Annotated in this window: 16 protein-coding genes and 1 tRNA gene; 12 read left to right on the plus strand and 5 right to left on the minus strand. The window is 64.3% G+C overall.

Annotated elements, in window-relative coordinates; genetic code table 11:
- Positions 1 to 127: 127 nt before the first annotated feature.
- Entirely contained in the window at positions 128 to 976 is an 849-nt protein-coding gene (locus tag KF712_18085; protein MBX3742900.1) for a PEP-CTERM sorting domain-containing protein, read from the minus strand.
- 158 nt (positions 977 to 1,134) lie between these two features.
- Between KF712_18085 and KF712_18090 the strand changes: the two genes are divergently transcribed.
- The 4 genes from KF712_18090 (at position 1,135) to KF712_18105 (ending at position 6,182) form a co-directional block, all read left to right on the plus strand.
- Positions 1,135 to 2,010, plus strand: a complete 876-nt coding sequence (locus tag KF712_18090; protein ID MBX3742901.1) for a YicC family protein — start codon at positions 1,135 to 1,137, stop codon at positions 2,008 to 2,010.
- A 313-nt stretch (positions 2,011 to 2,323) separates the two neighbouring features.
- Positions 2,324 to 3,523 (plus strand): glycosyltransferase family 4 protein, encoded by a 1,200-nt coding sequence (locus KF712_18095; GenBank protein ID MBX3742902.1) that lies wholly within the window; start codon positions 2,324 to 2,326, stop codon positions 3,521 to 3,523.
- Positions 3,523 to 4,929 (plus strand): hypothetical protein, encoded by a 1,407-nt coding sequence (locus KF712_18100; GenBank protein ID MBX3742903.1) that lies wholly within the window; start codon positions 3,523 to 3,525, stop codon positions 4,927 to 4,929. The genes KF712_18095 and KF712_18100 overlap by 1 nt, the downstream gene beginning before the upstream one ends.
- An 8-nt stretch (positions 4,930 to 4,937) precedes the next feature.
- The gene (locus KF712_18105) at positions 4,938 to 6,182 is read left to right on the plus strand and encodes a hypothetical protein (GenBank protein MBX3742904.1); all 1,245 of its coding nucleotides are present in this window, start codon (positions 4,938 to 4,940) and stop codon (positions 6,180 to 6,182) included.
- A 115-nt stretch (positions 6,183 to 6,297) separates the two neighbouring features.
- Here the strand turns inward: KF712_18105 and KF712_18110 are convergent, their stop codons facing one another.
- Complete coding sequence (locus KF712_18110; GenBank protein ID MBX3742905.1) at positions 6,298 to 10,848, minus strand: CotH kinase family protein; 4,551 nt, start codon at positions 10,846 to 10,848, stop codon at positions 6,298 to 6,300.
- Between the two features lie 138 nt (positions 10,849 to 10,986).
- On the opposite strand from KF712_18110, the gene KF712_18115 reads away from it, so the two are divergent.
- From KF712_18115 to KF712_18125, 3 genes are all read left to right on the plus strand, one after another.
- On the plus strand, positions 10,987 to 11,985 hold the full coding sequence (locus KF712_18115) for an NAD(P)H-dependent glycerol-3-phosphate dehydrogenase (protein MBX3742906.1): 999 nt from the start codon (positions 10,987 to 10,989) through the stop codon (positions 11,983 to 11,985).
- A 158-nt stretch (positions 11,986 to 12,143) separates the two neighbouring features.
- Positions 12,144 to 12,332 (plus strand): hypothetical protein, encoded by a 189-nt coding sequence (locus KF712_18120; GenBank protein MBX3742907.1) that lies wholly within the window; start codon positions 12,144 to 12,146, stop codon positions 12,330 to 12,332.
- Positions 12,333 to 12,450: 118 nt separating this feature from the next.
- The gene (locus tag KF712_18125; protein MBX3742908.1) at positions 12,451 to 13,083 is read left to right on the plus strand and encodes a hydrolase; all 633 of its coding nucleotides are present in this window, start codon (positions 12,451 to 12,453) and stop codon (positions 13,081 to 13,083) included.
- 182 nt (positions 13,084 to 13,265) lie between these two features.
- Here KF712_18125 and KF712_18130 read toward each other — a convergent pair.
- Positions 13,266 to 13,338: transfer RNA gene (locus KF712_18130), tRNA-Lys, on the minus strand.
- A gap of 212 nt (positions 13,339 to 13,550) precedes the next feature.
- On the opposite strand from KF712_18130, the gene KF712_18135 reads away from it, so the two are divergent.
- From KF712_18135 to KF712_18150, 4 genes are all read left to right on the plus strand, one after another.
- Positions 13,551 to 13,961, plus strand: a complete 411-nt coding sequence (locus KF712_18135) for a hypothetical protein (GenBank protein ID MBX3742909.1) — start codon at positions 13,551 to 13,553, stop codon at positions 13,959 to 13,961.
- 284 nt (positions 13,962 to 14,245) lie between these two features.
- A complete protein-coding gene (locus KF712_18140) occupies positions 14,246 to 14,593 on the plus strand; it encodes a hypothetical protein (protein ID MBX3742910.1) in 348 nt (115 codons plus the stop codon).
- A gap of 72 nt (positions 14,594 to 14,665) precedes the next feature.
- Positions 14,666 to 15,046, plus strand: a complete 381-nt coding sequence (locus KF712_18145) for a hypothetical protein (protein ID MBX3742911.1) — start codon at positions 14,666 to 14,668, stop codon at positions 15,044 to 15,046.
- 414 nt (positions 15,047 to 15,460) lie between these two features.
- Complete coding sequence (locus tag KF712_18150) at positions 15,461 to 16,216, plus strand: class I SAM-dependent methyltransferase (GenBank protein MBX3742912.1); 756 nt, start codon at positions 15,461 to 15,463, stop codon at positions 16,214 to 16,216.
- 22 nt (positions 16,217 to 16,238) lie between these two features.
- Here KF712_18150 and KF712_18155 read toward each other — a convergent pair whose 3' ends face one another.
- Entirely contained in the window at positions 16,239 to 17,120 is an 882-nt protein-coding gene (locus tag KF712_18155) for a cation transporter (GenBank protein MBX3742913.1), read from the minus strand.
- Between the two features lie 241 nt (positions 17,121 to 17,361).
- The gene (locus tag KF712_18160) at positions 17,362 to 19,350 is read right to left on the minus strand and encodes a discoidin domain-containing protein (protein ID MBX3742914.1); all 1,989 of its coding nucleotides are present in this window, start codon (positions 19,348 to 19,350) and stop codon (positions 17,362 to 17,364) included.
- A 910-nt stretch (positions 19,351 to 20,260) separates the two neighbouring features.
- Between KF712_18160 and KF712_18165 the strand changes: the two genes are divergently transcribed.
- Entirely contained in the window at positions 20,261 to 23,677 is a 3,417-nt protein-coding gene (locus KF712_18165; GenBank protein MBX3742915.1) for a LamG domain-containing protein, read from the plus strand.
- Positions 23,678 to 23,703 lie beyond the last annotated feature (26 nt).

Below are 23,703 nucleotides of genomic sequence, written 5' to 3' on the forward strand. Positions count from 1 at the left end.
ATGGAAATGAGCGACATTTCTTCTGCATTTAAGAAGGAATCCGTGTCCATCCGCGTCCATCCGTGGTTCAAAATCCAACGATCAGGGTCTATTCTCCCTAATGTAGGGATCCTGCGGCAAACCGCACTCAACGACGCGTCCGGCGCGCCATCACACCGGACAGGCCGAGCAGCAACAGTCCCGCGGCGGAAGGCTCCGGGATGAACTCCATCCGCAGGTTGTCCATCGCGCTGATGCCGTTGGTGTTCCTGACGTCATAGGCTGCGAAGGCCGCGGTGTCCGAATAGAGAAAGGAGGCTCCAACCTGGGAGGAGACTACAAGCGGGTTTCCAGCGTTGTTCATGACCACCGCGGTGGACGTGCCGTCCGCCCCGATGGAATAGAGGGTGAGGACGGAAGCGAAGGTATTCGCCGTGTCTGTTTTCACGGTCTCATAGACCAGCCGGTACCAACTGCCCGCAGTGAAGAGGGACTGGTTGAAGGAAAGCGTTTCAACATCCGACGTCCCGCTGCGGAGACGGAGAGCAACGGTGGAGCCTCCGGCGGTCCTGATGATGCTCCCTCCCATGGAATTGCTCGACGACATGGCCGTTCCCTGGGTCGTCACGAAACCGAAATTCAGCACCGTCAGATCCGTTGCCGAGGTATCCGACCAGCGGAAATCCGCACTGGACCGGAAACCCTCGCCGCTGGAAAGCGACGCCAGATTGATCGCCGAAGTCGCATCCGCCCCCGGACTGGGACGGTAGTATTTGTTGCTGGCGGAGGATCCGACGAGAACGCCCGCTCCTCCGCCGACCCCGGCGGTGGCGTTCCAGGTGAATCCCGGAACCGCTGCATCACTCGCTCCGGCGAAGACGGAAGTCAGGGAAGTGGAGTCTCCTTCAAAATCGGCGAAATAGGAGGTGATGGCAGCGGAGGAGACAGCGGAAAGGCACAGGAAAACGGCGGTGCCGAACCATGGGGAGCGTTTCATGAGAAAAGAGCTGGGCTTTTGGAAGGAGGGGAATCCCTCCAGTGTCTCTTTCTATCAAAAATCCTCCGCTGTCCGGCATCCCCCATTCGTGTGATGTTCGCTCCGGCGGGTGGAAATTCGGTTTCCCATCCGGCCCGGTCAGCGTGCAGACTCCGCGCATGCAATCCATGACCGGCTTCGGCCGCGGCTCCTCCACCAGCGGCACCTGGCTGGCCAACGTAGAAATCAGCTCCGTGAACCGCAAGCAGGCGGAGATCGTGGTGCAGGCACCCCGTGAGCTGAACGAGCTGGAGGCCCGCATCCGGAAACACGCGCTGGCCGCCGTGGCCCGTGGCCGCGTCCAGATCTCCGTCACGCTGGACCAGCCCGGCCTGACAGCCCAGGCCATCACCATCGACACCGCCCAGGCGCTGGGCTTCGAGAACGCCTTCCGGGAGCTGGGCAAGCTGCTGGACCGCGAACTGCTCCCCACCGCATCCGACTTCCTCCGCCAGCCCGGCATCATCGCCACGGGGCGGGTGGAGATCGATCCGGAGGCTGCCTGGCTGGCCATCGAGCCAGCGTTGCTGGAGGCGCTGTCCCAGCTCACCGCCATGCGCACGCGCGAGGCGGATGACCTGAAGGCGGACTTCCTCGCACGGCTCGGCACGCTCGCCTCGCTGGCCGGGAAAATCGCGCTCGATGCCCCGGCTCGGCCCGCCCGGCAACTGGAGCAGCTCCAGAAGCGCCTGCGCGATTCCGGCCTGGAGATCGATCTCAACGACGAGCGGGTGCTCAAGGAGCTGTCCATCTACGCGGATCGCTGTGACATCACCGAGGAACTGACCCGGCTGGACTCCCACTTCGCCAAATTCCGAGAATACCTGGACGCCGCGGAGCCACCCGGACGGCCGCTGGATTTCCTCTGCCAGGAGCTTTTCCGCGAGTTCAACACCATCGGCTCGAAAGCGAATGACTCAACCATCGCCCAGACCGTCGTGGAGGCGAAGACCGAGCTGGAAAAGATCCGCGAGCAGGTCCAGAACGTGGAGTGACCAAAGGGGACCCGAACGCGGCAAGGCCGCCTCATTTCGGCCACTGCTTGGAGGAAAGCGAGTGGATTACCACTGATTTCACTGATTCACTGATTTAAATGAATAGGTGAATGAAGCGGTTTTGCGGCAATCACCGCGGCCGTATGATTCGACTCTGAATCAGTAAATCAGTGAAATCAGTTGTGATCCTTCCCATTTTCCCGGGGGAGGTTCCGAAATGGGTGACCTTGCGAAACGCCCCCCTATACGCGATCACGTGCCGCGCCGCTTTTGACACCCGCACGGTTGGTCCGCTACGCTCCGGAATCCCCCCATGAGAATCGTCATCCACGATTACGCAGGCCACACCTTCGCCCCGTCCCTTAGCCGGGAGCTGGCGGCGCGCGGCCACCAGGTCGTCCATGCCTTCGCCGGTTCCCTGCAGACCCCGCGTGGGGAACTCCGCGTGCGCGATGGTGATCCCGCCACCCTTTCCTTCCACGAAGTGCCGATGGATGCGGAATACGTCCGCTACAAATATTCTTTCCTGCGGCGGAGGAAGATGGAGATCGAGTATGGCAGACAGGCCGCCCGCTTCATCAGCGAATGGAAGCCTGACGCGGTGATCTCCGGGAACACACCGACGGAGGCGCAGGGACCCATCGTCCGGGCCACCGTGCGCGGCGGAGGTAGGTTCCACTACTGGGTGCAGGATTTCTACAGCCTGGCGGTGGACAAGCTGGTGCGGAAGAAACTGCCGCTCGCCGGTATCCCCATCGGCGCGTGGTACCGCAGCCTCGACCGCCGCCAGTTCCGGGACAGCGCGAAGGTCATCGCCATCACGGAGGACTTCGCCCCGGTGCTTTCAAAGGAATTCGGCGTGGAGGCGGAGCGCGTGGCGGTGATCCCGAACTGGGCGCTCATCGAGGAAATCCCCTCCCTGCCGAAGGACAATCCCTGGTCGCGGAAACACGGGCTGCACGACAAGTTCGTTTTCCTTTATACCGGGACCATCGGCATGAAGCACAACCCCGGACTGCTGCTGGAGCTGGCCCGCCACCATGCGGGCGATCCGGAGGTGCGGGTGGTGGTGGTTTCCGAGGGCATCGGCTCCGAATGGCTGCGCGGGCAGTCCGCGAAGGAGAATCTCACGAACCTGATCCTGCTGCCCTACCAACCATTTCCGGACCTGCCGTCCGTGATGGCCGCCGGGGATGTGCTGACCGCCATCCTGGAACCGGATGCCGGTGAATTCTCCGTCCCGTCGAAAACGCTCAGCTATCTCTGCGCGGAGCGTCCGCTGCTGCTGGCCATGCCCGCCGGCAACCTGGCCGCCCGCATCACCACGCGCAACGATGCAGGGCTGGTGGTCCCGCCGCATGACACCGCCGCCTTCGTCGCCGCGGCGGCGTCCCTACGTGACTCCCCGGAAAGGCGTGGTGAACTGGCCCGCAACGCGCGCGCCTATGCGGAGCGGACTTTCCCCATCGCGCGGACCGCACAGGCATTCGAGGATCTGCTCACTTCCCGTTGATGCTCTCCATCCTGGCAGACCATGGACTGCTGCCCCGCTGGCTCCGGCCATGGAGCGGGGAGGAGGATGCCGTGGCCATCCCCCGGACATGGAGCGCGGTGTGGATCGAGCGGCTGCTGTGGGTGTTCATGATTTCCTTCGCCTTCGACTACCGTGCGTCGGACACGCGGACGGGCGGCGCGGGCATCGACCAGATCCTCTTCCTGCTGACATGGGCGGGGTCCACCGGCTGCATCTTCCTGCTCGGCTGGAGGTTCCTGCTGGTGCGTCCCATCGCATGGTTCATCCTGCTGTGGGGTGGGTTTCTGGCGTTCATGATCGGGAACGCGGCGCTCCAGGGTGTGCCGTTCGAGCGGTGGTTCCGCATGGTGCTGCCGCTGATCTTCCTTTTCTCCGGCATCATGAACGCCCACATCGCCAGTTGTGCGGGCATCCGCCCGTCGCGGATCGTCGGGCCGGTTTTCGTCGCCGCGTGCATCAATGTGATCTGGCGGATCATCCATGGTTTCCTGTTCAAGGAGGTGACGCTGGAGACGGTCCGGATCGAGGTGCAGAGTCCGTCGGGCAACTGGCTGGCCGCATGGATCGGCTGTGCGCTGCTGCTGCGCCGCCGGTTCCACTGGAGCCTGCTGGTCGCCATCGGCGTGCTGTTCATCGGCGTCTTCATCACCGTCACGCGGTCACTGCTGTTCCCGGTGTTCGCCTCCGCGCTGGCGAGCGGCTTCTGTTTCATGATGGGCATCCGCTGGCGCCAGTTCCAGTGGATCGATCTGGTGAAGCGGTTGCTGCCGGTGGCCGTTGCCTGTGTGGCGGGACTGACCCTGCTGGGGCTGGCCGCAGTGTTCCAGCCGCGCATGATCGAGCGGTGGAACGAGCGGCTGTTCCACCTGGCGGATGACCGGAACCTGACGGCGGACATTTCCTACCTCACGCGGAAGGCGGAGGCGGACTCCATCGCCAAGATCCTCGGGGATGAGCCATATCATTTCATAAACGGCATGGGGATCGGCGCGTCCTACAACTGGGATGCCGCCTACATGCCGGAAATCTTCCTCGTCTTTCCGGAGGACAGCGAGCTGGGCGTGGATGTCTGGACCATCGGCCACTCCACATGGAGCTACGCGCTGTTCACCGGCGGCATCATCGCGCTGGCGGGATACGCCGCGCTCAACATCGGCACGCTGATGACCAGCATCCGCGCCGCGCGGGCCAACGCGTCGGATCCCGGGCCGGACCAGTGGCTCGCCTTCCTGCCATTCATCGCCACCTGCTGCGTGCTGAGCGAAACCCTGACGTCGAACCCGTTCAACGAGCGGCTCGCGGGCATGACCTTCGGGATGATGGTGGGGATGCTGCAGGCCTTCTACATCCGCGCCTCCTGGATCCACCGCAGCCTTCCCGCCTGACCCACCCCATGTCTCCGCATTCCGGAAAACTCATCGTCGTGGCGGATCCCATCTGGATCGGCCACCACCCGATGTACTTCGCCCAGTTCACCGCGGCCTTCCTCCGCCTGGGCGCGCATGTGATCGCGCTGTGCCCCGAGCCGGAGGAAGCCCGCCGGGAGATCCTGGGTGCGGTGTCCCCGGAGGTGGCAGCGGACCTGGACCGCCATGTCACCATCGGGAAAATAGAACCGGCGCGGAGAAGCCTTCTCGGCGGGCGGTTCGAGGGGGATCCGGTGCGGACCACCCAGCGCTGGATGCAGGTGCAGCGGGAGATCGCCCGGGCTGAGGGTCTGCTCGGCCGCAGGGTGGATCTGGTCTATTTCCCCTATCTCGATACCTATTTGCGCTTCCTGCCGGTAAGCCTGGCTCCGGAGATCCTGCTGGGCAGGCCGTGGGCGGGACTCTATCTGCGGAACCACCACCACGCAGCGCCGCCCTCCCTGAAGCAAGCCGTGGTCATGCTGGGCAAAGGGGACGCGCTGCTGCGGTCCGCCTCCTGCCGCGGTATCGGCGTGCTGGATGAACGCTTCATCCCGCAGATGGAACGCTTCACCTGCAGGACCGTGCGGATGTTTCCGGACTTCACGGACACGACATTGCCGGAAGAACCATCGGCGCTCGCACGGGAGATCATGACGAAGGCGGGCGGACGCACCATCATCGGCATGATCGGACTGGAGCGGAGGAAAGGCCTGCTGACGCTGCTGCGCGCGGCGGAGCTGGCGAAGCTACGGGATCTGCCGTACTACCTCGTGGGTGGGGGGCGGATCTTCCGGCAGGAATACAGCGTGGAGGAATGGGAAGAGATCGGTAAGCTGGCGGGCGGAGGATTGGAAAATCTCCATCTGGACCTGCAGGCCGGGCGCATCCCCACGGAGGCGGAGTTCAACTCGCTGTTCTCCACCTTCTCCGTCGCGTGGGCCGCCTATGAGAACTTCCAGGGCAGCAGCAACACGCTGGGCAAGGCGGCGGCGTTCCGCATTCCCTGCCTGGCCAGTGAGGGCGGCTGCGTGGGGCATCGGGTGGATGCCTACGGGACGGGGCTGACCATTCCGCAGGGAGACGCGGAGCGGGCGCTGGAGGCCATTCCCCATCTGCGGGAGGGGACCAACTGGAACGGCCGGCCACTGGCCCTGCGGCACGCGGATTTCCAGGCGGATCATTCGCTTGTGCGGCTGGATGAGTTGCTGGGGGAGATCGGGGTGGGGTAGGGGAAGTCGAGGGACTTCCGGCTAGGGGAAGCCCACAGAAGACCGGAGCGATTTCGTCGGATGACATGCACTCCGCCGAATCTCTCACGAGATTCGCTACGCGTGCGATCCGCTGCTACCTCACCCGCAGCCGGGCGAACCACTTCGCGGGCATCTGTGCCGCTGGAAGGGCGCTGCGGTAGGTGACGATGGCCGTGCCGTCCGGCTGCCGCCGCGTGCTGACGTAAACCAGATCCGTGGTGCTCCAGTCATCGGCCAGGGTCAGGCTGCTTTCCGCGATGTAGTCCACCCCCGCCACCGCCAGGTTGCGGCGGAAGGTGAAGAACGCGTAAGCCTCCTCCGTGCCTCCTTCCGGAGTGAAAGGCGCGACGGAGAACTGCGGCAGCGTCCGCCCGCCGATGGCGGCTTCCAGGAAGTTGGAAAGGCCATCGCCATTGCTGTCGCCGCCCGGGTCGAGCACGGGCGGCAGGTGGTCACCGTATCCGGGGGTTCCTTTCGCGGCGGCGCTGGCGTGCCAGTTGGTGGGGACGGTGTGGTCCAGATCCGCCACGGCTTTCAAGACCATGCTGGCGCCCGTGCCGTCGGCATCCACCGGCCACGGCTCGGAGTCCATGTAGGTGAAACGCCGGATCACCGCGCCGGTGGCGTCCAGCACGCTCACTGTTTCCGAACTGTTGTTGAAGTTGCCCGTGTACTGTCCGGCGACGGGCAGGACGGGCGCGGGCACGACGTCACCCGGAGGAGGATACCTCACCGCAAAGGCCGCCGCATTTGCCACCACCAGCACCCGCGCTCCGGGAGCGAGCGTGCGCAGGCCGACGGGTGCGTTGTCGAAGGAAAATGTCACCGCGTCCGCCAGGGTGACACCGGACAGGTCGATGGTCTGCGTGCCGATGTTCGCCAGCTCGATGTATTCGAAATCATTGTCCACATATCCGGCCTCTTCCGGTGTGGAAGGGTCCGCCGGATGATACATCAGCTCCGTCACCACCAGGTTCGCCGCGGCGGCGGGGACGGTGGCAACCTGGAGGGTCGCCTGCGTGAGCGGACTCCACTCGCTTCCATTCCTGACACGGGCGCGCACGACGTGCACCCCGGGCGTGGATGACACCGGCGTGCCCGCCACGGGTGAGAGCGCGCGCACGCGTAGGTCGAAGGACAGGTCGTTCGCCTTCGCCACGCCGTTCGCATGGGTGTACTGGTGCACCTCGATGGCGATGGTGTTGCTGCCCTCCCGCAGCACGCCGGGCGGGCAGAGCCAGGTCATCCACTCCGTCTCATGTCCTTTGTCGATCACCGCCGTGGCGGATGTGGCATGGGTGACGGGCGTGGGGGCGAAGGGCATGCCCACGCGCCGCAGCTCCACCCCGTTCAGCCACACCACCGCGCCATCGTCGGCCAGCAGGTCGAACCGGACGGCATTCATCGAACCGGTGCCGGATGCGTTGAACGTCCTGCGGAAATACGTGGTGCCGGTCTGCGTCTGCTCGCGGACGGAGGAAACATCCGCCCAGCCGGAGTCATCGAAGCCGTCCCCGCGCCATGCGACCGGCAGGCTGGAGGAGGCCGAGAATTTCCACGTGGCCCCCACCGGCAGCAGTTCCACCTGGGCCGTCTGCGTGGCGGAGGCGGTGACCGCCGCCGGGCTGACCGCGCCTCCCGGCTCCCTCGGGTCCGGCCCGTCGATGGTGTAGAGCACCTCCGCCGTATCCGGATTCGGGTTCGCCAGCCCGAAGGATGAGCCGCCGGAGAAGGTGACGCGTGGAGGCCGCGCGACCACACTGGCCACGGACCCCGCCGTGGTGGTGGGTGTGGTGGCCATGCTCTGCGTGTCCATCCATTCCAGCCGCGCCTGCAGCCATTGTTTCAACAGTGAAACCTCATGGGCATGGGTGGTGCGGTCCTGCCAGCCGATGGGGGTGGTCCAGACGTAGGTGCCGAGGATCTGCCAGCGGGAGAAGTGGCGGCCCGCCGGGCTTTCCACGCTGGGCGTGCTGTTCGGCCAGGTGCCCGTGCCATTCGTCACCGGAGTGGAGAGACCGGCGGTGAGCTGCGCGGCCAGACCATCCACCCGTGCCGCCACCGCCTCATCCGTCAGCACGCCCGCACGTTTTTCCCACCAGCGGTCCCAGTAGCCGCGGCGGAACTCCGGGTCCTGGAACAGGCGCGGGAACCATGGGTAGTGGGACGGGCCTTTCTGCGACAGCCAGTCGTCGAACAGGCGGATCCAGTGCCAGCCCTCGCCCGGTCCCTGTCCCGGCTGGGCGCTGCCGCCGCTCTCCGTCTCGCTGTTGTTGGCGAAGGAAAGGTTGAAGTCCCACATGGGGAGCGCCTTCACCTTCTGGCCGCGTTTCTTGTGGAAATAGTTGCTGTTCTGGTAGGCGTCCGTCTGCCGGGCGAACTCCGCCATGAGATGCCAGTCCTGGAAGGAAGTCGGGTCGATGTAGGCGGCGTAGCCCGTCGCGGGATCCGCAAAGCCGCTGCCGGAAAGCGCGGCCTCGAAGCCGTTCATGTAGGTCCGCAGATAGTTGAGCTGCGCGCCGGTCGGCGTGCCCGGCTCCACCATGTCCAGCGGCTGGCCGCCCCACGCGCTGGACGTGGTGGTGGAGAAGCCGTTGTCATACGGCGGCTTGTCCTTGGAGAAGATGTAACCGCCGGTGATGTCCGTGGCCAGCGGCGTGAGTTCCTCCACATCCACCCGCTCCGCATCCCGCTTGATCTTCTCCACCAGCACATAGACACCACGGTAGTCCGCGTGGTCCAGGGTGGTCCCGGCCTGGTTGAAGAACACCTCCACGAACCGCGTGCGCATCCCCGCGCCCGGACCCGCCCAGTCCCGCGCCAGCCCGTAGGCCAGCGCGTTGCGCATGAGGCTCTTGTCATTCCATGGCGCGTGCAGCACCCAGTCCGCGCCCTCCGGCATGCCCAGCAGGGAGACTTTCTCATCTTCGTCGATGTGGTCGCGCCACAGTTCCCAGGCATACTGCCGCTGCGGGAAGGTGGCGGAGGACTGCCCGCGCACATGGGTGCCGCCGCGCAGGACCATGTTCGGCGTGGTTCCCAGCGAGCTTTTCCCCGTCACCTGGTCAGGCTCATAGAGGGCGGCCAGCGTGGTCCGGTAGGGGGCGCTCTGTGAGGTGTTGGAGTCCACGTTCACGCCAAAGGAATCCAGCACCAGCACCGGCAGGTTCGACTGGAACGGCTGGCCGGTGGAGCGGTAGTTCGCCTTCACGTTGGCCCCCATGCGGATGAAATGGCGGTTGCCGATGAAGCCGGGCAGATAGTCCGCCCGGAAGACACGGGCGCGCACCGTCGTGCTGTTCGTGACTGTCACGGGCGCGGAATAGATGGGGGACGTTTCCGAAGGCTCCGACAAGTCCGTGGTATAGCGGATGGTCCCGGACGCTCCCGCAGGCAGCGAAAGCGTGAGCTGGAAGGCCGCGTCGAACACCCCGCTCGCCGCGCTGAACACCACATCCGCCGCCGGGCCGTTCGGGGACTGGACGCCGTGGTTGGCGGAACCGGGGGTCGGGGTGGCCAGGAAGCCCCGGGTCAACGCGGACCCCATCACCCCGTAGCTCACATCCTCGCTCTGCGCGGTGTAGGTATAGGAACTGGCGGCGGACCCATCCGGCCTCACCAGGGCGACGTAGCCGCCCCCTTTCCCAAGGTTGAAATTCGTGTGCAGCACCGGCCCCGTGCGGTTCTTCGACGACGCGAAGATGAGCCGGTATTCGTAGGGCTGGAGGATCACGCCCGCCGGGAACAGCCACCGCTTCGGATTGCCCGCGGAGTTGGTCAGCGCCCAGCCGGTGAGGTCCAGCGGCGTGTCCGTACCATTGTAGATCTCGATCCAGTCCGGCTTGTTCCCGTCCTCATCCTCGATGCCCTCGCCATTGTCCGTGAGGAATTCCGAGATGATGGGACCGCTGGTGATTTCCTGCGCGGGGACGATGCCGGCCACGAACACCGGATCAAAGTTCGCCACCGTATTCGAGCCGAGCTGGATGGTGGAAACCGTGCCATTCTCCGCCACGCCGAAGTCCGATAGATCCAGCGCCACGCCGAAGACCTGCTGGGAGATGTCCGTGCTGCTCACCGCCAGCGGTGCGGTGCGGAGCTGCGCCAGCGACGGGACGATGAAGGTGGCGGTGTTCCCGCTGTTGCGCGTGTCCAGCACATCCGCGCCGGAGGTGGAGTAGCCGGTGCTGCCGTATGCGCTGCCCGCCACCTGCAGGGTCACGCCGTTGGTCCTCACCTGGAACCCATCCGCCGGCGAACTGGTGTTGATCTCCAGCAACACCACATCCGGTCCGGGGCGGTTCACCAGGGCGGGGGTGAACTCCAGTGTGATGGACGCATCCCCCACCGCCGGGTTGATCAGTCCCGTGTCGAAAAGGAAGTCCGACAGATAGCCCTCCGCCTGCGCCCCGGTTGCGGGGGCGCTGCCATCCACCGCCAGCACCACGGAGGCCGTGGCCCCCGCGAACGAGGTGAGCGTGCCGGTCTGCAGCCGGTCGCGGGAAATGTTCGCGCCATTCACCGTCAATCCCAGGATCTGGTTGCCGGAGCGCTGCATGCCCGTCACCGCAACCGGTGCCGCCGTCAGGGACGGCACCATGGCCAGCAAACAGAGCACGGAGGAATGGAAGAGGGGTCCTCGCATCAAATGGGTTCTGGGGTTTATCCACCGATCTTTCCGCGTCCGCGGAAAAATGGAAGCCCCGAAGTGAAGGGGACGGACGCCATTTCCCGAGCCACCATTCCTTTGCCTCCCGCTCCGCGATGCGTTAGATCCCCCTGCATGAACCAACGGATCGCCATCCTGGGTGCGGGGAACATGGGCAGCGCACTCGCGCACGCACTCGCCAGCCAGGGTGCCGCCGTGTCCATCTGGGACCACTTTCCGGAAACCATCGCGGAGATCCTCTCCGACCGCACGAACCACCGCTACCTGCCGGGGATCGACCTGCATCCAGCCATCCAGCCGCAGGCCGGCGCGGCGGACTGCGTGCGGGACGCCCGCCTCGTCATCCTCTGTGTTCCTTCCATCTTCGTGGAGGGCGTCCTGCTCCCGCTCCTGCCATCCCTGCGTGCGGATGCCATCCTGCTCAATGTCGCCAAGGGCTTCGCTCCGGATGGAAAGACCACCTTGCCTGCGTGGCTCCAAGCCATCGCCCCGGGCCACGACTGCGCCCACCTCGCCGGTCCCGCCCTGGCGGATGAGATCGCCCGAGGCCGCCCCACTTTCCTGACCATCGCCGCCCGCCACTCCGCCACTGCGGAGGAAACCGCATCCATGATCCGCGGGGAGATCCTCATTCCCGGCACCACTACGGATCTGACGGGAGCCGTGCTCGCCGGCATCCTGAAAAATTCCCACGCCATTTTCCTCGGCCTGCTGGACCGGCTGTGCGGCCACGGCCACAACCTCTCCGCCGCCGCCCTCACCCTCTGTGGCATGGAAATGGAGCGGCTGCTCACCGCCATGGACGCCCGCCCGGAAACCATCCGGGGTCTCCCCGGGCTGGGCGACCTCACCGCCACCGGGAGTTCCCCCCGCAGCCACAACCGCCGCCTCGGCCAGGATCTCGCGGACGGACTGCCACCGGCCGGTCTCCATGGAAAAAATGTCCATGCTCCGGAGGGTGTCCGCGCCACCGCCACTTTCCTGCACGCCGCCCGCGACCGCCGCGTGGAAATCCCCATCCTATCCGCCGTCGCCGCCATCCTGGACGGCATCCAGCCCCCGGCTCCATCCGTCTTGCTGGAGGCACTGCGTGCCGCCGCCAGAACCGGCTGACCCGCAGATATGCGGAACATATCTATCTGGCAGGGCATGTTTCCGCCTTCCGCCAGTTTGCATTTTGTTCCTGATGGGCCTACCCTGAGGGGATGGACTTTTAGAGAGAAACCCATCCGGCCCTTTCCCCACCGCCGGAGAATTCCACCCTCCAGCCCATGAAATCCGACCTCCGTTACTTCCGCACCAGCATGTGCAAAAGGTTCCCCGACTGTTCCGATCAGCAGGTCGATCAAGCGATCTCCAGGGCCTTGGAAGAGATCAAACCCAGCCGGGACCGCACCAAGCTCAACCGTCTGGTCGTCGGCATCCTTTCCAGGCATTGTGGCGACCCGGTCGCCCGCTGATTTCCCGGGTGAAAATGCGCCAGCATGCCTTTTCGGAAGTCTGAGACTGACGCATTGGCATTATCCCCCGCCCGGCGAAGGGCGCATGGTGTTGGCTGTATCCCAACCACACAACATCATGAAACCATTCACTTACCGCCGCCTTGATAAAAACGACGCCGCCGTCCTCCTGGTGGACCACCAGACCGGCCTGACCAACGTCGTCCAGGACTTCTCCCCGGACGACTTCAAGAACAGCGTCCTCGCACTCGCGGATCTGGCGAAGTATTTCAAGCTCCCCACCATCCTCACCACCAGCTTCGAGGACGGACCGAACGGTCCGCTGGTACCGGAACTGAAGGAACTCTTCCCTGATGCCCCCTACATCGCCCGCCCAGGCAATATCAACGCCTGGGACAACGGGGACTTCGTGAACGCGGTGAAGGCCACGGGAAAAAAACAGCTCATCATCGCGGGCATCGTCACGGAGGTCTGCGTCGCATTCCCCGCTCTTTCCGCTCTGGAGGAAGGCTATGAGGTCTTCGTCGTCACGGATGCCTCCGGAACTTTCAACAAAACCACCCGGGACGCTGCCTGGGACCGCATGAGTTCCGCCGGCGCGCAGCTCATGACATGGTTCGGAACCGCCTGTGAACTCCACCGGGACTGGCGGAACGACATCGAGGGTCTGGGCACCCTCTTCTCCAACCATCTCCCCAGCTACCGCTGCCTCATCAACAGCTACAACCACGGAAAAAAATCGGCGGGCTGAGGAAACCACCTCACCCAGCCCCATCCCGGAGCCCGGGGCGGTTGACATGCCAACCGGTCTCCGCCCGGGTGGGGATGCCGGGCTTCCGGCAGACCGGCTTGATGTGGCGGGCCACGGTGGACACGGCGATTCCGCGGTTCTCCGGATGCGACCCGTCCTCCTTATTTCCGAATGATTGGAAGTACCCCGGCTTGGATTCGAACCAAGGACCAAAAGATTAAGAGTCTTCTGCTCTACCAACTGAGCTACCGAGGCATTGAGGGTGTCGCCAAGCGTTCCGCTGACGCGGACTGCCGACGGCCAAAGGCATAGGGCCATCCGGTGCGGAGGGCAACCGGAAATTTACCACTTTTGTGACAAGGGATCGGGGAGGTGGGAATCACCTGCCGATTTCAAGAGGACAAACTTCCATCGGGTGGAGCGATTCTTCCTTGAATCCGTCGTCATCCGGATTTCACTTGCTTCCGATGAATCCATCTCCGCTCCGCGGTTCCGCCAGCAGCGTCCTCAGGGTGCTGTGGGTGGTGGTGGCGCTGGTGGTGGGATTCGGAGCGGGAAAGGCCCCGCTGGTGATGGTGCTGACACACTCCCATGTCCATGAAGCGGGGGTGAGCCATACCCACCATGACTACAGGGACTTTCTGGATGCCGGGAGGCATTCCCCGTCCCCGGACAAACAAAATGGCGGAAAACCGCATGAACACAGCCACCGGATCGCGGTGCAGGTGGATGCACCTGCGGTGATCGCCAGCGTGGCGGCGGCGGACATGCCGGAACCAGCGCCTGCAGGCAGCATCCTGCTGGCGGGGGATGACAGGAACGGGCCGCGCCGTCCGGCGGACCTGCTCATCCGCCCTCCGCAGGGCTACCTTTCCTGATCCCACGAAACAGCGCGCGGACGCGCAGGACTGCCTGACCGGCAGTATCATCTCCCCCCGGTGCGGCCTTCCGGCAGGACGGCCCCCGTCCACCGGAGCCAACAGAGGGGGGGAGCGTCCCAGCAGGATGCGGTGTCTCCGCGATCCCTCCTCCCCACCGCGCTGCCGGACCTCCGTGTGATCCCCCATGACCCTTTCCCGGGGAGGACCGTGCCCTTTTTCACGGGCATCCGCCTTTCCTGGAAACCACAAAAAAGAAGAACGAAACCAAACCTGACAAAAATATGAAACACATGATCAAATGCTGCGGCCTCGCCTTCATCGCGCTCGCCTTCGCCAGCCCGCTCCATGCGGAGGACAAGAAGAAGGGCCCTGATACCGAAGAAGCGGATGTGATCGACACCGGCACTTACAAGGGGAAGGTCCACAAGGTGGTCCCTGCGGAGACGGAAATCTACGTGAAGGCCGATGACGGGAAACTCATCGAACTCTATCTGAAACCGGAAACTTCCCTCACCAAGGGAGACAAAAAAGTCGGGTTCGACGCTTTGAAGGAAGGACAGAGCGTGGAAGTGAAGGTCGAGAACACCGGCGGCAAGCTCAAGCCCATCGCCGTGAAAATCCTCGACTGACCTCCCACCGGTGCGGCTTTCCGGAGACGGGAGGCCGCGCCGTGATCCTCCCGGTCCCCTCCAGCACCCAGCATGTCCTCCTGCCGCAAATGGTTCTACAGCCTGCTCGTTCTCACGGGTATCTTCGTTTCGTGGGAACCGGGGGCGGAAACCACCGGCCACGCGCATGCCCATGCGGCGGGCCATGAGCTGCAGCCGCCGCACTGCGTGGATGACTCCGTCACGGCATCCGGCCCGGGCGGTGAATCATCCGGCGGAGACACCATGACACCCCGTCCGCTGCCAGCGGACTACCACTATCACACCGTTTTCGATTTCTCCTCCGAGACGTGTACGGACCAGCACGCGGATGCCTTCCGCGTTGATGGCCGCTCACCCGTTCCATGTCCGTCACTGGTAGCCACCAGGCCGGACTCACCCTTTCCTGAGGTGGAACTGCCGCCGTTGATCTGATTCCGGCGCGCTCCCGGCCACCACTCGCTCATACGCGATGGACGGCCGCCATCCTCACCGGCCCGGAGGTTTCCCCGGGCCGCTCCCGACCCCACCCGGTCCGCGGCTGAGCACCACCACGCGCGTGCTTTCCCGGACCCACCGCGCACGGCTGTCCGCGCACGGCTGTCCGTGCGCGCGCGCCCGCATGCGGAAAGCGGCGGGTCCCTCAAAAAGAAACGAACCAACCTCACTCCATTTTTTCCATGAACTGCTCCCTGTGCCAAGGCACCCGTTCCACCATTATCTCCCGCACCGACTGCAAATCCCGCCTGCCGCTGCCGGTCCACCTCTGCGGGGACTGCGGACTCATCCAGCAGGCGCACATGCCCACCACTGATGAACTGAAGCGGCTACTATGCGTCCGAATACCGCATGGACTACAAGGGCACATGGAGCCCGAAGCCGAAGCACGTCCACCGCTCCGTGCGGCAGGCGCTCCGCAGGTGCGGCTTCCTGCGGTCCAGCGGAATCACCGGAGGCCGTCTGCTGGACATCGGCGCGGGGAGCGGGGAGTTCGTCTTCATCTGCCGCCACAGTGGGTTCCTGAGCCGCGGCGCGGAGCCGAACCTGGGCTACTCCAGCTACGCGCGGGAGGAGTATGGAGTGGAGATGCTGACACAGGAACTGGCGGATGTGGGAGGAGTCCATGACGTCATCACCCTGTTCCACGTCATGGAGCACCTGCCGTCCCCGCGCGGGGTGTTCGCGCGCCTGCACGGACTGCTGGCACCGGGCGGCGTCCTGTTCATCGAGGTGCCATGGGGACTGTCGCCCACCATTTCCCCTGCGAACCGTTATTTCAAGGCGCACCTCCATTACTTCGAACGGGAAACGCTGGCGGCATGCGCGAGCGGTTATTTCGACGTCATCTCCAGCCGCCAGGATGGCAACCTCTCCATGTTGCTGCGGCGGAGGGAGATCACGGGCCCTCTCCAGTTGCCCCCGCCGGGCTATGCCACGCTGGCACGGCAGCGGGCGCTCCGTCTGGGCTGGTGGTCCTACCTCGCCGATGGCGGGGCACTGGGGAAACCGCTGCTCCGTCTGCGGAGGATGCGGCAGGAACACGGAGTCCGCCATCTCAGCGGCAGCACCATCATCGGGCGCGCCCTGGAAAAGGCCGCTTCCTGAGCAAGTGGCCGCCGGAGGCGGGTCAATCCCCGTCTCCGTATGGCTCGATGTGGGTGACGACGTCCGTCACCTGAGGGAAGTCGCGGCAGATGGAGTCCTTCACTTCATGGGCGATCTGGTGGCTTCTCACCACGGTCATGTCGGGGTCCACCTCGATGTGGATGTCCATGAAGTAGCCGAGGCCCATTTTTTTCATGCGCAGCTTCTCGATGCCCATGACCTCGGGGACGGCGGCGGCGGCGGACCGCACCTGCTCCAGGAGTTGCACGGAGGGCGCTCCGTCGAGGTTTTCATGGAGGGCGGTGCGCAGGAGAAGGATGCCGTTGAAGACGATGACGGTGCAGCCGACGAGTGCGCCGATGTCGTCCGCTTTCTCGAAGCCGGGACCACCGATGAGCGCGACGAGGATGCCGACGAACGCGGCGGCGGAGGTGATGGCGTCCGCGCGGTGGTGCCAGGCGTCCCCCTTCAGCGCGGTGCTTTCGGTTTCCTCGCTCTTTTTCAGGGCATGGCGGGACAGAAGTTCCTTCGTGATGATGACGACGACCAGGACGGGCAGTGTGAACCAGGCGGGCGGCTCATGCCGGTGGATGATGTTCCCCACGCTTTGCCAGATGATGACGCCACCGGCGGCCAGCAGGGAGACGGCGGAAAACAACGCGCCGAGCTGCTCCGCTTTTCCGAGGCCGTAGGGGTATTTCTCGCTGGGCGGGCGGTGCGCCACCTTCAGCGAGCACCAGACGACGAGGGAGGAAAAGAGGTCGTTGAGGGACTCGATGCCATCCGCGATGAGGGCGTAGGAATTCCCCACCACCCCGGTGACGATTTTCACCAGCGCGAGCACGGCGTTCACTGCCATGCTTTTCACGACCGTCCGCGCGGCGATGTTTTCCTGCCCGGTCATGCTTGCCGGGGAAAGGGTGGGATCTCCCGCCGGTCCGTTCAACGTGAAATGGCGATGGGGGGGATTTTTCCGGACCGGTTGTCCGGAGAGGGGCGTGGGGGCGGAACCGGTGAGACTTCCGGCTGGGGGGATGTCCATGCAGGACCAGGAAGCGGTTTGCCGGTGGCGAATCCACCCCGCCGAACCTCTCACGAGGTCCGCTGCGGGAAAGAGGCCGCCACCGCTGGCTGATTTCTCCGCCTTACTTCTGCGGGCCGTAGGCTTCGATCTCGGAAAGGAACGCGAAGGTGTTCCCGAAGTCATCCTGTGCCGCGTGGTTGGCGATGAAGGTTGCGCGGATGTAGCGGGCTTTCTTCGGTGCGAAGCGGGCTTCCGCTTTCGCCGCCTTCTTCGGCGGGAAATCATTGCGACCCACCTCGGTGAAGTTCGCGCCGTCCTCACTGACAGAGACGGCGACGGTCTTGGTGGCGCCGATGGATGGAGTGCCATAGATCACCGCCTGGATGTCCTGCACCGAGCCGAGATCCACCGTGACGGTTTTCGGGAAGGTGGCGGAAGCGTCCGTGGCATAGGCGGTGGGGGCATGGGTGCCCCAGTTGCCGTCCGTGAGGCCCAGGTCCCAGCCATAGGTGTTCGGGTGGCTGGATTTGTGCGGCTTGCCCTTCAGCAGATTGATGCCGAGGGACGGGTCAACGGGGTAGTGGGTGTAAAAGGCGCCTGCGGGCAGGCCTTCCTTGTTCATCAGGTTCGGTGAGGCGACCTGGGACCAGGCGAAGCGGACGCGGTCCGGCTTGGCGACGGCGGGATTGCTGACGAGCAGGGTCTTGCCATCGGCGGAGATGGTCGCCTCCGCGGGCTGGAACTGGGCGTCGGCTCCGGCGATCTCGAAAAGCGTGGGTGCTTTCCCATCACGGGTGGCCAGACCGCCGCCGGTGTGGTCGAAGGAAATCTCGATGCCCTTTTCCGTCACCTTGTAGCCTTTGAACAACGGCCCGGAGTGGACGAGGTCCTTCTTGCCATAGGTGTCCGCCATCGCCCACAGGAACAGGCGGCGGGCGACCTCCATCTTCTCCTGCGGGTGGATGTCCTTCGGATTGCCGATGTCGTTGGTCACGGCCATGCCGGAGTGGGGGACTTTGAGGAATGCCTGCTGCGCCCACCAGAACTGCGGGATGACCTTGTCCGCGCCCTCGTTGTAGAAGAAAGGGGCGAGCTGCACATAAAGGAACGGCGCGTCCGGCGCGCGGAACTGCTTCCGCCATCCGGCGAGCAGGGCTTCCTGCTTCAGCGTGTAGGCCATGCCTTCGCCGGAGTTCGACTCGCCCTGGTACCAGAGGAAGCCGCGGAGCGCATAGGGGACCAGGGGATGGATCATCGCCTGGTAGGTGCCGGTCTCCGCGCCGGATCCCGCCTTCAGCAGTTCCGGTCCCACGGGCATGTCGGGGACGGGAAATCCGCCGTCGATGGCTTTCTGCGCCTCATCACTCCAGGTGCGCACATCACCGACGTATTTTTTGAAAGCGTTGTCATATTCCGGGAAGCCGGGCTGCTTTTTGATCCGCTGTTCGTAAAGACCGGCGAGATCCGGCACCTCTTTGAGGCCTTCATCCGCCCACCATGGCTCGATCCGGGAACCGCCCCATGAACTGTGGATGATGCCGACCGGAACCTTGAGTTCCTCCGTCAGGAACTTGCCGAAGAAATAACCGACCGCCGAGAAATGGGTCGCGGTCTGGGGCGTCGCCTCCGTCCACTTCGCATCCACGGTTTCCTGGCGCTTGTTGCTGACCTTCTTCGGAACCTGGAACAGGCGGAGCAGGGGGACGGGGGCCTTCGCCGCCTCCGCCTTGTTTTCCGGGGTGGTGTTGTTGACGGTCCACTCCATGTTGGACTGGCCGCTGCCGAGCCATACTTCACCGACGAGGATGTTTTTCACCTCCTTCGGCGGCAGGCCTGCCTCGGTCACACCGAGCGGCCGCCCTTCCGCGCTGGTTGCCAGGGGATCGAGCGCAACCTGCCACCTGCCGCTGGCGTCCGCCGTGGTGCTTTTGGTCTGCCCGGCGAAGGTGACGGTGATTTCCTTTCCCGGAGCTGCCTTGCCCCAGACCGGGGCCGGCTTTTCACGTTGGAGCACCGCGCCATCCTGGAACAACGGGGCGAGGGTGATCTCGGCGGAAGCGAACGAGGCGGAAAGGAGGACGGCAAGCCCCCACGGAATGGATTTTGGCATAGGATCGGAATACGGAAGCCGGACGGATGATCCAGCAGGAAATATCTCCGTCCTCCGCTGGGCGGGCAGGCCTCCGCGCGGGAGGGACGGACCTGCCATGAGCAGATCCGTCCCTGACACACACACTTACACGAAATCCTGCCGCCCGGTTGTGGTCATCCACGGGCAGTCCGGGGAAACTCTAACAGATGATAGGGCGGGGATAACCCACGCGATCCCGTGGGGTGGTGCATGATGTGGGAGTGGGTGTCCGCCGCTTGGTCGGGCGATCTGCTCCGGTCGGATTGCGGAATCTTCCCATGCAGGGAACCCGGGGCGCGGGACGAATGGTGCAAGTCCTTCAAAAAAAGGCTCCTGCATCTTTGGTCTGGCATCTGCGGAATCGTGGATATGAACGAAAACCGTCCAAACCAGCCTGCGAAGCATCCCGAGAAAACCGGCGTCACCCTTTTCCTGATGGTTGGAGGCTTCCTCCTCCTCATCATGATCCTCGGGTGGATGATTGTGGCCAGCCGGTGATTCCCGCCGGATCACCGGGCTTGTGAGACAGTTGAATCGCACGGAATGAGGCCGGACCGGCCGCCTTGCGGTGGTGGTTGCGTTCGCAGTCAACAGCGCGATGTAGATTCTTTAATCGGATACTTGACTAAAGGTAGTATTCTGGTATGGTTTTCCCGCCGGAAGGTTTTGCACGTCCCCGAGGACGAGAACTCCTTCCCGGTCACCGAGCTTGAGGAAGCAGGGGACCGGCCGATGGCGGTCCACGGTCTGGTCGGACCGGCAGGTGGAAAGACCCGAGAAGGGATTTCCCGGGAAGTGATGGGGTAAGGCGACGTGGCCAGCCCGTTGGAATGAAGCAAGCCGCATCCGGCTCAACGCGCCTTTATACCCTACCAATTTATCTATTTGCATGAAGAAGCATCGATTTGTCTATCTGGCCGCCACATTTGCCATGGGCTGGTCCGTCCCGGCATCCGCCGAGATCCTTGTGGGCCTGGAGGCGGGGACCGCTCTTTATGACAGCCAGCAGAAGGACATCGTCAGCGATGGAAATGTCCAGCCGCCCGACAATCCATCCGGTGTGCCGGTGATCGACAATGCGGGAGAGCATCCCCATTCCTCCGGCTTCACTTTCAATGTCAGCTTCACCCCGGCTGCCTCCGATCTCACGGGAACGAAGACCCTGATCGAAATCGGGGGAAACTCCAGCGGCTCCGGCCTTTACCTGATCGGCGGTGTGCCGACGTTGCTGAGCAAGCAGGGTGCCCAAGCGACCACCCATCCTGAAAGCCTGAATGACGCCACGCTCCCCAGCATCGCCCTGCAGAGCGCGATCGGCGTGCTGGAGGCCGGGGTCAGCTACTCTTTCTCCGCCTCATGGAACCATGCCGGAACCCTCGAACTCCGGGTGAAACAGGATGGGCAGGTTGATGACATCTTCGATCCGTTCGTGATCACGGGCCTTCCGGGCAACTGGTCCGGCAACGATACCCTCAGTGTCAAAACACTGAACACGGGCAACGCGGGAGGGTTGGCGCGGGACACCACCAACGCCATCGATCCGCGTTTCAATACGAACGCGGCGCAGGTCACCAGCTTCGCCGGGGTGGTCCACCGCGCGGTGTTCTGGAATGCCAGCGATGTGACGCCCGCCGTCCTTTCGGAACCGGAGATCAAAGGATTCACCATCACCCGCCTGCCATCCGCCGGAAAGCTGAGGTTCCACTGGAACATTTCCGAAGGCGGGCTGCCGAATCCGACGACGGCGGAGATCCGTGAGGGGGAGACCCCGGGCGGGGTCCTGCTGCACACCATCCCGGAAGGGTCGCTGGTGGGATTCGTTGACCTGGAGACGACCGCTCCGGGTTTCATCCTCACCGCCACCAATGCCACCGGAACCGTCCAGGCGGCTGCGGCCCCGCAGGCGGAGACCGCCCACTCCGCTGTCGTCCGTGGATCGAATCCGCTGGCGTGGTACCGGTTCAACGAGGCCGCCGGTTCGAGGCACCTGGTGGACTCCGCGGAGAACGCCATCCCCAACAACGGAACCGTGCGGGGTGAAACCATCGCGGGCGGGACCGGGATCATCGACGGATCGGGTGTGTTCGCGGGAAGCACCACGGTGCTGAACCGCCAGATCCTCAACCCCGGGCTGGTGGACGCGGAGGTGCCGAAGGGATTCTCTGTCGAACTCATCGTGAAGCATTACTCCGCCGCGACGATCGACAACGTGATCATCTCGCAGCAGGACATCAACGGGACCGGGCGCCAGATCATTTCGGTGAGGCCGGACGGCACGCTTTTCTCCGTGCTGGGCGGAACCGGGCATGACTCCGCCGCGAAGCTGGTGCCGGACTCCTGGAACCATGTGGTGTTCGTCGTTGATCCGGACCGCGGGCAGTTCCGCTGGTATCTGAACGGAAAGCTGGCGGACACCATCACCCCGTCCGGCGGCATCACGCTGGAAGGCACGGAGGGTGGATGGGTCATCGGCTCCGCGAAAAACCTGACCGGCAATCTTTTCAAGGGAGCCATCGATGAGGTGGCGGTCTTCCGTGATCTGCTGGATGATCCGGACCGGGATGGCGATCCCGCGGACTCCCGCATCTCCTCCCACCACCAGGCGTGGTACCAGCTCACGAAAGGCATCCTCTTCTTCAAAGGTACGGCTTCCACCGTAGTCACGGGCACGCCGCTGGACCTGCTGGCCCTGGTCGGTGCGGACGTGACTTCCGTCACCATCGACAACGGCATCGGCACCGTCCCCATCGATGCGGACCGCAACGCGAACGTCCTGGCCGTCCTGCCCACCGCATCCGCCACCTACACGCTCACCGCGACGGGGACGGGAGGGGTCACCTACACCGCTTCTTTCGATCTCACCTACAACCAGCTCACGGCACCCGTGATCCTCGGCTTCGAAGCGACATCGCTGCCGTCCCCGGATGGGGTGGAGCCTGACAAGGTCCGGCTGCACTGGGCGGCGACCGCGGGGGACTTTCCGACGGCGGTCGAAGGGCGGCTCACCTATGGAGCCGAGGGGCTGCTGGAGTTCACCGACCTGCGCGGCTTCCGCGACATCCCGGCGGCGGAGGCGACCGATCTCAAACTCCGGTTCACCAACGTGATCGGCTCGGACGAACTCGAAGCCGCTCCACCCGCGCCGGACACCGCCCACTCCGCGGTGATCCGCGCCGCGAATCCCGTGGCCTGGTATCGCTTCAATGAAAGTGTTTCCTCCGGCCTGGTCGTGGACTCCGCCGGAAGGGGCGCCCCCCACGATGGTGTTCTCCGCAACCACATCGCGGTGAATCTGGGAGCCAGAGGGTTCCTTGATGGCGCAGGCACGTTCAGCGCCGCCGGCGCGATCCTCACGGACCGGATCATCGATCCAAATGATGAGGCTCTCGTCGGGTTCACCGTCGAGGCGATCATCGAGACGAACCCTGGCAACGGCACCGCCAACCGGGTGCTCGTCTCCCAGCAGGACACGCCTCCCTACACCGGCCGCCAGATCCTTTCGGTGGATGATACCGGCACCGTCCGCTCCAATGTTGGTGGCGGGACGACGATTTCCTCCACTGGAAAGGTTCCCGCTCGTGCATGGAGCCATCTCGTGGGCGTGGTGGATCTCGATGTGAACCTCGTGAGCTGGTACATCGACGGCCAGCCTGCCGGAACCGGCAAACCGGAGAAGTTCTTCGAACCTTCGCAGGGTGCCTGGGTCATCGGCTCGGCAAAGGGTCTCGACGGCAGCTTCTGGCGGGGGAAGATCGACGATCTCATCATCTATGACCGGATCCTGGATGAGAGCGAAATCCTGGCGCACCGGAATGCTTGGTGGAACCGCACCACCGGTCTCCTCCATTCATCCATTTCCAGCACGGCCATCAATGCCGGGGAGAGCGCCCAGTTGGCCTTGAGGGTGGGCAAGGACATCACCTCCGTCACCATCGACAACGGCGTCGGTGTGGTGGCCACCACGGATGGAAACGCCGTGGTTTCCCTCACCCCGGGCGTCACCACGACCTACACCATCACGCTCGATGGTCCGAACGGGCCGGTGACCACAACCTACACCATCACCGTCACCGGCGGGACGGTCCCGCTGGAGATCGTGTCCCATCGCATCGAGGGCGGATCTTTCATCATCCACTTCCGGGGAGCGCCGTCCACGACCTACGCGGTGAGGGGGTCCACCGATCTCATCTCCTTCGGCACCGACCTCGGAACCTCGGCCACGGATGGGGAGGGCAACGGGACCGCCACCATCACCATCGATGCCGGGAATCCAGCCGAGTTCTACCGCATCGAGACGGTCAACTGAGAACCATACGGAAAGAAAAGATGCCA

Source organism: Akkermansiaceae bacterium, from assembly GCA_019634595.1.
In the GTDB taxonomy this organism is placed as follows: Bacteria; Verrucomicrobiota; Verrucomicrobiia; order Verrucomicrobiales; family Akkermansiaceae; genus Luteolibacter.

What these genes read in the sequence shown, in the direction of transcription:
- KF712_18085 (MBX3742900.1), bottom strand. Translation starts at nt 976, where the DNA reads ATGAAACGCTCCCCATGGTTCGGCACCGCCGTTTTCCTGTGCCTTTCC.
- KF712_18090 (MBX3742901.1), top strand. Translation starts at nt 1,135, where the DNA reads ATGCAATCCATGACCGGCTTCGGCCGCGGCTCCTCCACCAGCGGCACC.
- KF712_18095 (MBX3742902.1), top strand. Translation starts at nt 2,324, where the DNA reads ATGAGAATCGTCATCCACGATTACGCAGGCCACACCTTCGCCCCGTCC.
- KF712_18100 (MBX3742903.1), top strand. Translation starts at nt 3,523, where the DNA reads ATGCTCTCCATCCTGGCAGACCATGGACTGCTGCCCCGCTGGCTCCGG.
- KF712_18105 (MBX3742904.1), top strand. Translation starts at nt 4,938, where the DNA reads ATGTCTCCGCATTCCGGAAAACTCATCGTCGTGGCGGATCCCATCTGG.
- KF712_18110 (MBX3742905.1), bottom strand. Translation starts at nt 10,848, where the DNA reads ATGCGAGGACCCCTCTTCCATTCCTCCGTGCTCTGTTTGCTGGCCATG.
- KF712_18115 (MBX3742906.1), top strand. Translation starts at nt 10,987, where the DNA reads ATGAACCAACGGATCGCCATCCTGGGTGCGGGGAACATGGGCAGCGCA.
- KF712_18120 (MBX3742907.1), top strand. Translation starts at nt 12,144, where the DNA reads ATGAAATCCGACCTCCGTTACTTCCGCACCAGCATGTGCAAAAGGTTC.
- KF712_18125 (MBX3742908.1), top strand. Translation starts at nt 12,451, where the DNA reads ATGAAACCATTCACTTACCGCCGCCTTGATAAAAACGACGCCGCCGTC.
- KF712_18135 (MBX3742909.1), top strand. Translation starts at nt 13,551, where the DNA reads ATGAATCCATCTCCGCTCCGCGGTTCCGCCAGCAGCGTCCTCAGGGTG.
- KF712_18140 (MBX3742910.1), top strand. Translation starts at nt 14,246, where the DNA reads ATGAAACACATGATCAAATGCTGCGGCCTCGCCTTCATCGCGCTCGCC.
- KF712_18145 (MBX3742911.1), top strand. Translation starts at nt 14,666, where the DNA reads ATGTCCTCCTGCCGCAAATGGTTCTACAGCCTGCTCGTTCTCACGGGT.
- KF712_18150 (MBX3742912.1), top strand. Translation starts at nt 15,461, where the DNA reads ATGGACTACAAGGGCACATGGAGCCCGAAGCCGAAGCACGTCCACCGC.
- KF712_18155 (MBX3742913.1), bottom strand. Translation starts at nt 17,120, where the DNA reads ATGACCGGGCAGGAAAACATCGCCGCGCGGACGGTCGTGAAAAGCATG.
- KF712_18160 (MBX3742914.1), bottom strand. Translation starts at nt 19,350, where the DNA reads ATGCCAAAATCCATTCCGTGGGGGCTTGCCGTCCTCCTTTCCGCCTCG.
- KF712_18165 (MBX3742915.1), top strand. Translation starts at nt 20,261, where the DNA reads ATGAAGAAGCATCGATTTGTCTATCTGGCCGCCACATTTGCCATGGGC.